Raw genomic sequence first — 12,665 nt, forward strand, 5'->3', positions numbered from 1 at the left:
CTCTTGTATTCAAATCTACTTTTCCTGATCCGGCAGTAAATTCTGGTTTTCAGCACAATCCATTACCTTGCAATTCCTGGTATAACAGGAACACTCAGGTTTCCTGACGGGCTCACACTCTGTACAGCAAAAATATAATTGTCTTTCGAAAGCGGAATCTTCATAGAAAGTTCAGTGGTGAATATTTTTTTCTGCCATACCGGACTGTCTGTTTCCCTTGCCAGCACATAATATCCTGCCGGAATTCCGGATTTTGGTTTTTCCCAATGTAAAGTTGTTGAATTTGTCAGTTCCTTCACATCCATTTCCACTTTCTCCGGTTTTGAAGTGGATTTTGCAAGGCTTGCCAATACGGCAACATTGGCTGCGACATTCTTTTTCAGATATTTGAAATCTATAAACTCAGGAAGATCACCATACTGCTTATTGTTTTCAATTCTTATGTCCTGATGCTGATGATCGTAATTTTCATAATATTCGGTCAGTCTTACAGAAGGGAATCCGTTATTCACAAAGCTGGTATGATCCCCTCCACGCAAAAACCTGTCATTTCTATAGATCAGCTTAATCTCCAATCCTTTGACATATTGCTCTGTAATTTCTTTGATATAACGAGCCAGCTGCCTGGATTCACTATCGTTTTCAAAACCAAGATTTCTGATTGTCATTGCCTTTTTATCAAGATCTTTGTAAGGCAGACCTTCGCTGAAAACACGAAGTATACGGGTGTTGATCTCTCCTGTTTCTCCTGCTTTGGGATTACCGATCATATCATTATTCAAAACAGCTTCCAGTTGCCCATTTTCTCTTTTAATTTTCTCGGCCAATTGCTTAGAGCCTAACAAAGATTGTTCTTCTCCCGAAAAGGCCACAAAAATGATAGATGCCGGAAACGAAGATTTGCTCAGTATTCTGGCAGATTCTATCACAGCACTTACTCCACTGCCGTCATCATTGGCACCAGGCGCTTTGGAAGTTCTGTTCATCACATCAGTAACTCTTGAATCCAGGTGCCCTCCGATCAGGAAAATTCTTTTATCATTCGGATCTATTCCTTTCAGAAACGCAACAGCATTTCCAAGATTTACCATTTTATCAATTCGTTTTCCATCCGGCTGAATATCTTCCTGTTGTAGATACACCTCCATTCTTCCTCCCGAATTTTTAGCATAATCTTTGAATTTCCTGATCACCCAGTTCCTTGCTGCCCCTATTCCGTGCTTAGAATCATCTATCGAACTCAAGGTATGTCGGGTTTCAAAGCTTACCAACTTGCCGATATATGATTTTAATGAATCTTCATTCACCTGTGAGACATATTTTTTCACTTCATCATCTTTTGAGTATTTCTGAGAAAAAACAGTACAGGAAATAAGTAATAAAAAAACGGAATATTTCATAGGACAGATCTTAGATGGTTAAAGATACAAAACCCTGTGCTGCAAAATCATTCCTTATGAGAATTTATTTTATTCTCTTTCAATAGGATTAGTGCCCAGTTTTAATATTTCTGCGATCACATCATCCATTTTTGCTCCATATTTTTTGAGCTTATTGATATCCAGCTGAGCAACATAACCATCCTTCAGCTGCATTTCCATTGTTCCGTTTTTGGAATCCACATTCATCGCTGCAATGTCTTCGGCCGGATTAAAAGTATAATTTTTAATAAGCTTTCTATATTCTTCACCACTCATCTGCTTATTATTTTTCGGTACAAAAGCTGTGATTGCATTAATTTTCTTAATCTGAACCAATTCGAAAACATGATCATTGTCCCCGTCCTTAATGGCAACAACAAGTCCCGGAAGACCACTGAATTTGTATGGGCCGTCACTTATGGGAAAATCCTTGCTAAACCAAGCTTCCCATGTTCTACCTTTATAATCTGCAACGGCCTTCTGACAGTTCAGATCATTGATCTTTTTAAACTCTTTTTCAATTTTCCATTTTGGGATTTCCTGATCTATAGTTACCAGACTTACGCTTTTGTATTTATCGAACAGGTTTATCGTCTTTTGGGAATAGTTTTTCTCGATAATATAGCCCAGGTTACGATCATAATTTTTGCCTTTCAACAACGCAGAGTAGTTTTTGTCTGCCCGATATACTGAATCTCTTTCATATTTAACAGCATTAGTGAAATAGGATTTCTTCCCATCCGTATCCAGATTCATATAATTGATCACTACAGAATCTTTTTTTTCAATAGCAGGTTTCATCTTATATTCATAGACAAAACGGTAATTCTGTGCATATAAAAGCGGCACGGATAACAAAAACAGTGCTTTGAATATCTTCTTCATGGAATTAAGTTTTTTGGCTAAAATAAGATTAAAATTAGTCCCATACATCAAAAGAAAAGATTTTTATAATCTAAAAGAAGATTTGACTAAAACCTGACAAAAATCTTTAAAGTACCCTTACTTTTATTACCTTCACAAGACGTTTTTATTATATATTTGTTAAAATTCAAAAAAATACAATGGACAAACTTTCAGATAGAGTAAAAAGATTAGGATACTCCCAGACATTTGTAATGTCTAACAAAGCCAGAGAAATGAAAGCCAGCGGAATAGATGTGATCAGCTTAACTCTTGGCGAACCGGATTTCGATGTTCCGGACAACATCAAACAGGCAGCATTCGATGCCATCAATCAAAATTACAGCCACTATTCTCCTGTTCCAGGATTTCTGGAACTGCGTGAGGCTATTGCATATAAATTAAAAAGAGATAATAATCTGGAATACAAACCTACCCAGATTTGTGTTTCCAATGGAGCTAAGCAGGCTATTATCAATGTTTTGGCAGCTATTATTAATGATGGTGATGAAGTTCTGCTTCCTGCACCTTACTGGGTAAGCTATGATGAAATGGTAAAAATGATGGGGGGAACTTCCGTAATGCTTCCTACGTCTTATGTTACCGATTTCAAAGTGACTGCAGAGCAGCTTGAAGAAGCTATCACTGAGAAAACCAAAGCTGTACTTTTCAGCTCGCCATGTAATCCGTCAGGTGGATATTATACTTATGATGAATTAAAATCCATCGCCAAAGTAATTGCCAAATACCCTCAGATAACAATAATTTCTGACGAGATTTACGAATATATCAATTACGAAACTAACACAACTTCCATTGCTCAGTTTCCGGAAGTTTATGAACAGACAGCCGTAATCAACGGTATGTCAAAAGCATTTGCGATGACCGGATGGAGAATCGGGTATTCTGCATGTCCGGAATGGCTGGCAAAAGCTTGTGAAAAAGTACAGGGACAGATGACCAGCGGCGCTAATACGGTAGCACAAAGAGCCTCTATTGTTGCCCTGAAAGCAGATCCTTCCGAATACAGATACATGATTGATGCTTTCAAAAAAAGAAGAGATCTTGTCTATGAACTGATCAAAGAAATCCCAGGATTCAAAGTAGTCCTTCCAAAGGCTGCCTTCTATTTCTTCCCGGATATTTCGTACTATATTGGAAAAACCCTGGATGGAACAGAAATTAAAAACTCTGACGACTTTGCCATGTTCCTTCTGGAAAATGCGCATGTCGGATGTGTAGGTGGATTCTCTTTTGGAAGTCCTGAATGTATCAGATTCTCTTATGCTGCTTCTGAGGAGGAATTAAGAGAAGCTATGAAAAGAATTAAAAATTTATTGGAAAAATTCAATTAACAACTTAATAACCCAAAATAAAACACGACAGCAATGAATCTGTTAAAAAAACTAACCATCGCTACAAGTATTGCCGCTGCAAGTTTCGCAGGATATGCTTTTGGCCAGGACTTCCAATGGAAAGAAGCGACTTCCAATGGCTACAAGTACAAATACGTGACCAACGACCCTACTTCTGCAAGGTATTACACTTTGAAAAACGGATTAACGGTTATTCTGAGTCCTACCAATAAAGACCCGAGAATACAAACGTATATTGCAACAAAAGCCGGAAGCAAAACCGATCCTGCAGACCACACAGGTCTTGCCCACTATCTGGAGCACATGCTTTTCAAAGGAACAAACCAGTTTGGATCTAAAGACTGGGCAAAAGAAAAACCTCTTTTAGACCAGATTGACGCTCTTTACGAAAAGTACAACCAGACTAAGGATGAAGCCAAAAGAAAAGAAATCTACAAAGAAATCGACAGGGTTTCCGGAGAGGCAGCAAAATTTGCAATCGCAAATGAATACGATAAAATGATGGCTGGTATGGGAGCTGATGGCACCAATGCCTTCACTTCTTTTGAACAAACGGTGTACACCGAAGATGTGCCTGCCAATGTTCTTGACAAATTTCTTGCTGTACAGGCTGAAAGATTCAGAGAACCGGTCTTAAGACTTTTCCATACTGAGCTTGAAGCGGTATATGAAGAAAAAAACAGATCTCTTGATGATGACGGAGATAAAGTTTTCGATACCATGTTTGCCAACCTTTTCCCTAACAACAATTATGGAAAGCAAACCACAATCGGAACCATTGAACACCTGAAAAATCCTTCTCTACATGCAATCAGAGAATATTATAACAACTACTACGTTCCCAATAACATGGGAATCATTATGTCCGGAGATTTTAATCCGGATGAAGTGATTGCAAAAATTGATAAGGCTTTCTCTTATATGAAGCCTAAAGCAATTCCTGAATATAAAGTTGGACAGGAAAAACCTATCACCGCTCCGGTTGTAAAAGAAGTGGTAGGACCGAATCCTGAAAACGTAATGCTTGGTTTCAGATTTCCGGGAGCTTCTACCAAAGATGCCAGAATGCTGAACCTTGTTGGAAATATGCTTACCAATGGGCAGGCCGGGTTAATCGATCTTGATCTGGTAAAAAAACAAAAATTACTTGGAGCTTACGCAGGGTCTTATGCTTTGAAAGATTATTCTGTTTTACTTTTACAGGGTAAGCCCACTGAAGGACAGTCTCTGGATGAAGTAAAAAACCTTCTTCTTCAGGAAATTGATAAATTAAGAAAAGGAGATTTTTCTGATGACCTTATCCAATCTATCGTGAACAATGAAAAGAAAGGGATTATTCAGAAAGATGAAAAATATTCGTCAAGAGCAAGCATTCTGATGGATGAATTCACTTCGGAGGTTGATCACAAAGCATCGCTTGAGTATGTTGATGAGATTTCAAAACTGACGAAAAAAGATATCATGGATTTTGTATCCAAATATCTTCAGAATAATAACTATGTTGCAGTCTACAAAAGAAAAGGTGAAGACAAGAGTATTGTAAAAGTTGATAAACCAACCATTACACCGGTTTCCGTTAACAGAGAAGACCAGTCTCCTTTCCTTAAGAAGATTGACGAAATGCCTGAAAACCCTATCGCTCCGGTATGGTTGAATTATGACAAAGACATCGCTAAAAACAAATTAGCTGCTGTAGATGTACTTTCTGTAAAAAATACAGACAATGCTCTGTTCAGAATGTATTATCACTTTGATTCAGGAAAATGGAATAACAAAATTCTTCCATTGGCAGCAGAATATCTTCAGTATTTAGGAACGAAAGACAAATCTTCAGAAGTGATCAGTAAGGAATTCTATAAACTTGCTTCAAGCTTCAATGTAAGCGCAGGAAACGAGGAAACTTATGTGTCACTGGAAGGCTTAAATGAAAACTTTGATAAAACCATTTCTTTATTTGAAGATTTAATCAAAAACTGTCAGGCAGACCAGGCTGCTCTTGATGCTTACAAAGTTAGGTTGAAGAAAGCCAGAGCGAATGCAAAACAAAATAAGGGAGTAATTATGTCCGGATTGAGAAGTTATGCTCAATATGGTGCTCAGAATCCTTTCAACAACGTACTAAGCGATGCTGAACTTGATGCATTAAAAGCAGAAGACTTAATTAATGTTCTTCATGATTTATTCAATTTCAAGCACAAAGTACTGTATTACGGACCAAAATCAGGAAATGATGTGGTAGCAGCTTTGAAACCTATCCACAAACTTCCTGCTACCCTGAAAGATCTTCCTAAATCTAAAACTTTCGCTCAGATCCCAACTGATAAGAACAAGGTTTTATTTGCTCATTATGACATGGTACAGGCTGAAGTGTTCTGGGTAAGAAATTCTGATCCGTACAATGCATCCACTACTCCAACCGTAAGTTTATTCAACAACTATTTCGGGGGCGGAATGGGATCTATTGTATTCCAGACTATCAGAGAATCAAAAGCACTGGCTTATTCTACGTATTCTTATTTTGCCCTTCCAAGTAAGAAAACAGACAAAGACATGGTGATGGCTTATGTAGGAACACAGGCAGACAAATTCAATGAGTCTACAACGGCGATGAATGAGCTTTTGACTACCCTTCCAAAATCTGAGCAGTTATTCGAAACAGCGAAAAGCGGATTGAAAAAATCAATTGCTTCTGAAAGAATTACTCAGGATGGAATCATCTTCTCTTATCTGAAATCTCAAAAGCTTGGAAACAACTTTGATATGAGAAAAAATGTTTATGAACAGGCACCAAAACTGTCTTTCACAGACATCAACTCATTCCATGATAAGGAAATGAAAAACAAGAACTACACCTACTGCCTTGTCGCTTCTCAAGACAAAGTAAATGAGGCCGATATGCAGAAATTAGGCGAAGTAAAAAAACTTAATTTAACTGAAATATTTGGTTATTAAAATAAACAAAAAGCCCTGATATCAGGGCTTTTTTATTTAACAACACACTAAAAACAATTATAGATTTTATTTATCGATTTTAGTTTGTTCGATAGATGAATCTTTCATATATTTGCATAAGAAATTTAAATATAAAAACAGAAAAATTATGTCTTTAGTAGGAAAAAAATTCCCAAATTTAACAATTGACGCAATGTCTGAAATGGGTGACGATTTAAGAATCAACATCCTTGATGAAGCAGTAAACAACCAGCAAAAAGTTCTTTTATTCTGGTACCCTAAAGATTTCACTTTCGTATGCCCTACTGAGCTTCATGCTTTCCAGGAGGCTTTAGGTGAATTCGAAAAAAGAAACACTAAAGTAATCGGTGCATCTTGTGATACTAACGAAGTACACTTCGCTTGGTTGAACACACCAAAAGATAACGGAGGAATTGAAGGAGTAACTTACCCACTTTTAGCTGATACTCACAGACAGTTAGCTAACACATTGGGAATTGTTGATCAGGACTTCGAATATGACGAAGATGGAAATGAAGTTTTCACAGGTTCTAACGTAACTTACAGAGCAACTTACCTTATCGACGAAACTGGGAAAATCTTCCACGAAGCGGTAAACGATATGCCTCTAGGAAGAAACGTAAAAGAATTCTTAAGATTAATCGACGCTTACACACACGTACAAAAGCACGGTGAAGTATGTCCTGCAAACTGGGAAGAAGGAAAAGACGCTATGAAAGCTGACAGAACTTCTACAGCAGAATACTTAGCGAAGAACTAATATAATGTGTTAATTTGAAAATGAGATAATTGGAGAATTATCAAAAATTATCTCATTTTCTTTTTACAAAGCATTAGCACATTTTCAAATTAACAAATTTTCAAATTACAATCATGTACACAGAATTAACCGAAGATACATTACAAAATATAGTGAACGACAATGAAAAAGTAGTTGTTCAATATGGCGCAACATGGTGCGGAAACTGTAGAATCATGAAGCCGAAATTCAAAAAATTAGCATCTGAAAATGACTCTATTCCATTTTTATATGTAGATGCTGAAAAGCTTCCTGAAAGCAGAAAATTAGCAAAAGTAGACAACTTACCTACTTTCGCCATCTTTAAAAACGGACAACTAGTGAACCAGGTTCAATCTAACCAGGCAGAAAGTTTAATTAACCTTTTTAATGAATTAGCATAATGAAATTACCCGTAATCAGACAGTTTTATCAGAATCAGACTCCTGAAAATCTTGAAAAGACTTTAGAAGTACTGGAAAGTTTCTGCGAATTCAGAGGAACAAGCGAAGAAGATCTGAATGTTGCAGGAGAATTGATCACCAACATCTGCGGAGCTTTAGAAGTTCACGCGAATGTACAAAACGGAATGAGCGAGAAAGATGCTTTAAACTCTTTTGCTCAGAAGGTTTTAGGATCAATTGACAAATAACATCTTTCGATTATTTTTAATCAAAAGACTGTAAAAACACAAACTATACAATACCTGAGGTTTTCCTCATTACTATACTTTTTTCTATTCTTTAAGAATCTTTTCTTTCAACTTAAAATGTACTTCAAAGGACTTTAACCAGTCACATGAAGCTGGAAGTTGTATGAAAAATTGTAAAGAATAACCAATTAAAATCCCGGTGATCATTTCATCAGGATTTTTTGGGTTTTTGGTTTAAAACACTAATAACACAAATGTTTTTCACAAATTTCACAAATATTAATAGAACTGTTCAAAAATTATCTATCAAAAAAATATACTTAATCATCCGTGTCAATCTGTAGAATCTGTGGGATACTTATAAGTTTAGGCAAAAGCCGTTGGAAGGCATCCATAAAATATAAAACGGGCTAAAGCCCGTTCCCATTGATCCTATTAAAATGTTTTAATTAGTGTTATTCGTGAAAACATTAGTGAACTTTGTGTTTAATTTTTTTAAAACCACAAGTAACACAAATATTCCATCACAAATAACACAAATAAATTATACACAATCATCCGCATCAATCTGTGGAATCTGTGGTTAAAAACAAACTAAAACCATTCCTATTGAATTTGTGTTATTCGTGAAATCATTAGTGACATTTGTGTTTAAATTTTGTGTTCAAATAATAAAAAATCCCGATGAAGAATCACCGGGACTATATTTTTAAAGCTAAGACAACTTATCAATTAGCTTCTTCTATTCATCAAAATACTCAGAATGTACCAGAATAAAAGCATAATTGAAGCAAAAAGCTGCAATGCCGCTCCTACATACTGATTCGTTCCATAGGAATCTTTTAATTTACTTGTCTGATATAGAATGGTAGCTGACGCTAAAATCACCATTCCAACAGAGAACCACAACCCAAGGTTAAATCCGAAGATCATCCCTCCTACAATTAATCCAATGGAAATAAACCCACCGATTACAATGATATTTCTTAAGAAAGAAAAATCTCTTTTAGAAGTGAATGCTACTGCAGAAATACCTGCAAACATTGCAATCGTTAAAGTAGCAGCCTGGAAAATTATGTTAGCTCCACCTTCAATTCCGGTTGCAATAAAAAGAAGTGGTAAGAAGATAATCGCTTCCAGTAAAATGTAAAAACCTAATCCCATATATTGGGTAGATTTACTTTGTGAAAGTGACCACTTGGAAGCTAAAACAGAAGCCAACCAGAAAACTCCGATAATCAGCAGCCAGATGTATCTCTGACCGAACATCATGGCAATCAATTCTACCGGAACAGTTTTTAATAGTATCGTTTCAACTCCAATAAATGCAAGAATAGATAAAGCAACATGCAAATATGTCTTCTTGTAAAAATTCGCTTTCTCCACATCTGAAGAATGAGCGACTAAAACATCTGTCATCATAGTTAATATTTTTTTAGTTAATCGAAAATAATTTCATCTATTTCGCAGGCAAAACACCCAGGATTTTACCATCATCTTCAAATACGGCTGTAATTGCCTCTTTCGAAGATGATTCTCCTGCATATTTATATTTAATACTTGGATGATTAGTGCCGTCCATCGTTTTATAATACCCAGCTTTTAAGATTTCAAGCTTTTTATTGAGATCAATACCTTCTTTGACTTTTTTAAGTACATCATCCGTAACAATTTCCTTTACCTTATCGGAAAGCAATCCATTAATGGTTGTACGGTCAGAAGCCTGTAAAGCCTCAACAAACTTCAGGAAGTTATCATTATACAAACTAACCTTCTCCTTACTTATACTCGCCTGCTGCTCTTTTTTGGGACTGTTTTCAACCTTTGCACCCGTTACTTTCTGTGCAAAAATCAACTGTCCGCTCACGAGAGCAAGTCCCAGCAATAATTTTTTCATAGTATTCATTTTTGTTCTGGTGAAATAAGTGATGGAAGATACGAAAATCAGACCAGTTCTAAAAATTTCATTGTATCTACATTATCTGCATATGTATCAAGACCTGGATTTTGTGCTTCCCCAAACGGAATAGCATTCAGTTCCAGCTCTCCTTTCGCCACTACACACTGAATATTTTCTTCATTTTCTGCAATAAAGCTTTTCATTTCATCCAACGATTCATATCTGCTGAAATTGATTACAGAAAGCGGACTGAAGAGTTTATCATCCTCTTTCAGCATTACAAAATTATTATCCCAGAATTTATCCTGATTCAAAAGATAAACCGCTCTGTTATAATCATAATTGTTGGCATATTTATTATGATTGATAATATCCTGGAAGCCTAAGAAGTTTTCAAACAACCTGTCAATCACAAAATCCTGCGGAATGAAAATTCTCGTCACATTTCTGCATCCTAATCCAAAATACTGGAAAATATCTTTCGCCAGAAGCTGCAGTTCTTCATTCGTTTCATCACCTTTCAAAACCGCAACGGAAGTTCTGTTCTTACGGATAATATTTAAATGGTTTTTAAAATAATACTCCAGATATCTTGCCGTATTATTACTTCCAGTAGCAATAACGGCATCAAAATTCTCTAATTTTTCTACAAATTCAAAAGCTACATTCTCATTGGAAAACTCATTCCACTTCTTTAATAAAAACGGAATCATATACTTATCCTTTGAAGAAAGCTTAATGACCGGAATATGATTGCCTAAAACAACAGAAATCACATCATGAAACCCTACCAAAGGGATATTTCCGGCTAAAATGAGCCCAACTCTTTTAGAAATTTTAGAGATTGAATAATTTCCAAGCCAGTTTTTGATATTTTCTTCAGTCAGAAGATCTGTCCATTGCTGTAAAGCAAATTTCTGATTATCAATGGTAAACCACGGATTCTCTATTTCAGATCTTTTTAACAATAATTCGATATCAGCATCATCTTCATTGTGATTTTCTGGTTTCTTAGCTAAAAACGCTTTTATATAACCACTTAATTTAATAAGTCCTAAAACTTGATTTTCGGTATTCATAATTACTTTAAAATTGGGTAAAATTTTGTAATTTTGTGCAAATTTAAAAAAAATTAGCGATGGCTATTAAAATAACTGATGAATGCATTAACTGTGGGGCTTGCGAACCGGAATGCCCAAACAATGCAATATATGAAGGAGCTGTAGATTGGAAAGCTTCTGACGGTACGGCTCTTCAAGGTACGATTACGATGCCGTCGGGACTTACTGTAGATGCCAATTCACCACAGGAACCCGTAAGTGATGATGTATACTTCATTGTAACAGATAAATGTACAGAATGTAAAGGATTCCATGAAGAACCTCAGTGTGCAGCGGTATGCCCTGTAGACTGCTGTGTGCCTGATGAAGATCACGTAGAATCTGAAGAAGCTCTTCTTAATAAAAAAGCATTCTTACACGGCGAATAAAAAATTCCGTCTCATTATCTGTGAGGCGGTTTTTTTAACCCAAAATCCAATTAAATCAAAATAAAGCAGAAGGATATCCAAGTCCCGAAGCACCCAAAAAATAAAAATATGAACAAAAAGCACAATTTCAGCGCAGGACCATGTATTTTACCACAAGAAGTATTTGAAAAATCAGCACAGGCTATCCTTGACTTTAACGGTATTGGATTGTCTCTTCTTGAAATTTCTCACAGAAGCAAGGATTTCGTGGCGGTAATGGACGAAGCGCGTGCCATTGTAAAAAGATTGATGAATCTTGGTGATGATTATGAAGTGCTTTATTTAGGAGGTGGTGCCAGCCTGCAGTTTGCAATGGTTCCTTACAACCTGATGAAAGTAGGAGGAAAAGCAGCTTACCTGGATACAGGAACATGGGCAGCCGGAGCTATTAAAGAAGCAAAAAAAGTAGGAACAGTAGATGTAGTAGGTTCTTCAAAAGAAGAAAACTATTCTTTTATTCCTAAAGACTATACGGTAGGTGCAGAATACGATTATTTCCACTGTACTTCCAACAACACCATTTATGGAACTCAAATGAAATCTTTCCCTGAAGTAGATACACTGATGGTATGTGATATGAGTTCTGATATTTTCTCAAGACAACTGGATTTCTCTAAATTTGACCTGATCTATGCCGGAGCTCAGAAAAATATGGGACCTGCAGGAGTTACTTTAGTCGTTATCAAAAAAGAAATTCTTGGGAAAACAGGAAGAGAAAACATGTTCTCCATCCTGGATTATTCTCAGCACATTGCTAAAGAATCTATGTACAATACACCACCGGTATTCCCTGTATACGCTTCTTTACTTACCCTTCAGTACCTTGAAAGAAATGGAGGAATTGCTGCTGCAGAACAGAGAAACGAAGCTAAAGCCAAGCTTTTATACGATGAAATCGACAGCAACCCGTTATTCGAAACCTTCTGTGTAAAAGAAGACCGTTCACTCATGAATGTTTCTTTCAAAATTACAGACGAAAGCAAGAAAGAAGAATTTGACAATGCATGGAAAGCTGCAGGCATCAGTGGACTAAACGGACACAGAAGCTTAGGCGGCTACAGAGCGAGTTTATACAATGCCTTACCTATCGAAAGTGTACAGGTTTTGGTGGATGTAATGAAGTCAATAAAATAG

12 protein-coding genes are annotated in these 12,665 nt (G+C 36.4%); 7 read left to right on the plus strand and 5 right to left on the minus strand.

Annotated elements, in window-relative coordinates:
• Nucleotides 1-62 precede the first annotated feature (62 nt).
• Both ACMA47_RS01885 and ACMA47_RS01890 read right to left on the minus strand, forming a co-directional pair.
• A complete protein-coding gene (locus ACMA47_RS01885; RefSeq protein WP_413928435.1) occupies nucleotides 63-1,400 on the minus strand; it encodes a M20/M25/M40 family metallo-hydrolase in 1,338 nt (445 codons plus the stop codon).
• A gap of 69 nt (nucleotides 1,401-1,469) precedes the next feature.
• Entirely contained in the window at nucleotides 1,470-2,306 is an 837-nt protein-coding gene (locus ACMA47_RS01890; protein WP_413928436.1) for a GLPGLI family protein, read from the minus strand.
• A gap of 179 nt (nucleotides 2,307-2,485) precedes the next feature.
• Between ACMA47_RS01890 and ACMA47_RS01895 the strand changes: the two genes are divergently transcribed.
• The 5 genes from ACMA47_RS01895 (at nucleotide 2,486) to ACMA47_RS01915 (ending at nucleotide 8,103) form a co-directional block, all read left to right on the plus strand.
• On the plus strand, nucleotides 2,486-3,679 hold the full coding sequence (locus ACMA47_RS01895) for a pyridoxal phosphate-dependent aminotransferase (RefSeq protein WP_413928437.1): 1,194 nt from the start codon (nucleotides 2,486-2,488) through the stop codon (nucleotides 3,677-3,679).
• A 33-nt stretch (nucleotides 3,680-3,712) separates the two neighbouring features.
• Nucleotides 3,713-6,652 (plus strand): insulinase family protein, encoded by a 2,940-nt coding sequence (locus tag ACMA47_RS01900; RefSeq protein WP_413928438.1) that lies wholly within the window; start codon nucleotides 3,713-3,715, stop codon nucleotides 6,650-6,652.
• 148 nt (nucleotides 6,653-6,800) lie between these two features.
• Nucleotides 6,801-7,433 (plus strand): peroxiredoxin, encoded by a 633-nt coding sequence (locus ACMA47_RS01905; protein WP_034698496.1) that lies wholly within the window; start codon nucleotides 6,801-6,803, stop codon nucleotides 7,431-7,433.
• A 113-nt stretch (nucleotides 7,434-7,546) separates the two neighbouring features.
• A complete protein-coding gene (locus ACMA47_RS01910; RefSeq protein ID WP_413928439.1) occupies nucleotides 7,547-7,855 on the plus strand; it encodes a thioredoxin family protein in 309 nt (102 codons plus the stop codon).
• Nucleotides 7,855-8,103: a DUF6952 family protein gene (locus tag ACMA47_RS01915; protein ID WP_002980002.1), complete on the plus strand. Its 249-nt coding sequence runs from the start codon at nucleotides 7,855-7,857 to the stop codon at nucleotides 8,101-8,103. Before ACMA47_RS01910 ends, ACMA47_RS01915 begins: the two co-directional genes overlap by 1 nt.
• Nucleotides 8,104-8,835: 732 nt before the next feature.
• On the opposite strand, the gene ACMA47_RS01920 is transcribed toward ACMA47_RS01915, so the two are convergent.
• Genes ACMA47_RS01920 through ACMA47_RS01930 form a run of 3 tightly spaced genes read right to left on the minus strand, consistent with a single transcriptional unit; the run spans nucleotide 8,836 to nucleotide 11,082 of the window.
• Nucleotides 8,836-9,525 carry a Bax inhibitor-1 family protein gene (locus ACMA47_RS01920; RefSeq protein ID WP_413928440.1) on the minus strand — a complete coding sequence of 230 codons (690 nt, stop codon included), beginning with the start codon at nucleotides 9,523-9,525 and terminating at the stop codon, nucleotides 8,836-8,838.
• A 37-nt stretch (nucleotides 9,526-9,562) separates the two neighbouring features.
• Entirely contained in the window at nucleotides 9,563-10,000 is a 438-nt protein-coding gene (locus ACMA47_RS01925) for a peptidylprolyl isomerase (protein ID WP_413928441.1), read from the minus strand.
• 47 nt (nucleotides 10,001-10,047) lie between these two features.
• Nucleotides 10,048-11,082 (minus strand): acyl-CoA reductase, encoded by a 1,035-nt coding sequence (locus ACMA47_RS01930; RefSeq protein ID WP_413928442.1) that lies wholly within the window; start codon nucleotides 11,080-11,082, stop codon nucleotides 10,048-10,050.
• Between the two features lie 59 nt (nucleotides 11,083-11,141).
• Here ACMA47_RS01930 and ACMA47_RS01935 point away from each other — a divergent pair, with 59 nt between their 5' ends.
• A complete protein-coding gene (locus ACMA47_RS01935) occupies nucleotides 11,142-11,492 on the plus strand; it encodes a 4Fe-4S binding protein (RefSeq protein ID WP_034698512.1) in 351 nt (116 codons plus the stop codon).
• Between the two features lie 108 nt (nucleotides 11,493-11,600).
• Entirely contained in the window at nucleotides 11,601-12,665 is a 1,065-nt protein-coding gene (gene serC, locus ACMA47_RS01940; RefSeq protein WP_306596229.1) for a 3-phosphoserine/phosphohydroxythreonine transaminase, read from the plus strand.

It is taken from the genome of Chryseobacterium sp. T20 (genome assembly GCF_047345655.1).
Taxonomy (GTDB): domain Bacteria; phylum Bacteroidota; class Bacteroidia; order Flavobacteriales; family Weeksellaceae; genus Chryseobacterium.

What these genes read in the sequence shown, in the direction of transcription:
- serC (WP_306596229.1), top strand. Translation starts at nt 11,601, where the DNA reads ATGAACAAAAAGCACAATTTCAGCGCAGGACCATGTATTTTACCACAA.
- ACMA47_RS01925 (WP_413928441.1), bottom strand. Translation starts at nt 10,000, where the DNA reads ATGAAAAAATTATTGCTGGGACTTGCTCTCGTGAGCGGACAGTTGATT.
- ACMA47_RS01920 (WP_413928440.1), bottom strand. Translation starts at nt 9,525, where the DNA reads ATGATGACAGATGTTTTAGTCGCTCATTCTTCAGATGTGGAGAAAGCG.
- ACMA47_RS01900 (WP_413928438.1), top strand. Translation starts at nt 3,713, where the DNA reads ATGAATCTGTTAAAAAAACTAACCATCGCTACAAGTATTGCCGCTGCA.
- ACMA47_RS01935 (WP_034698512.1), top strand. Translation starts at nt 11,142, where the DNA reads ATGGCTATTAAAATAACTGATGAATGCATTAACTGTGGGGCTTGCGAA.
- ACMA47_RS01890 (WP_413928436.1), bottom strand. Translation starts at nt 2,306, where the DNA reads ATGAAGAAGATATTCAAAGCACTGTTTTTGTTATCCGTGCCGCTTTTA.
- ACMA47_RS01930 (WP_413928442.1), bottom strand. Translation starts at nt 11,082, where the DNA reads ATGAATACCGAAAATCAAGTTTTAGGACTTATTAAATTAAGTGGTTAT.
- ACMA47_RS01905 (WP_034698496.1), top strand. Translation starts at nt 6,801, where the DNA reads ATGTCTTTAGTAGGAAAAAAATTCCCAAATTTAACAATTGACGCAATG.
- ACMA47_RS01915 (WP_002980002.1), top strand. Translation starts at nt 7,855, where the DNA reads ATGAAATTACCCGTAATCAGACAGTTTTATCAGAATCAGACTCCTGAA.
- ACMA47_RS01910 (WP_413928439.1), top strand. Translation starts at nt 7,547, where the DNA reads ATGTACACAGAATTAACCGAAGATACATTACAAAATATAGTGAACGAC.
- ACMA47_RS01885 (WP_413928435.1), bottom strand. Translation starts at nt 1,400, where the DNA reads ATGAAATATTCCGTTTTTTTATTACTTATTTCCTGTACTGTTTTTTCT.
- ACMA47_RS01895 (WP_413928437.1), top strand. Translation starts at nt 2,486, where the DNA reads ATGGACAAACTTTCAGATAGAGTAAAAAGATTAGGATACTCCCAGACA.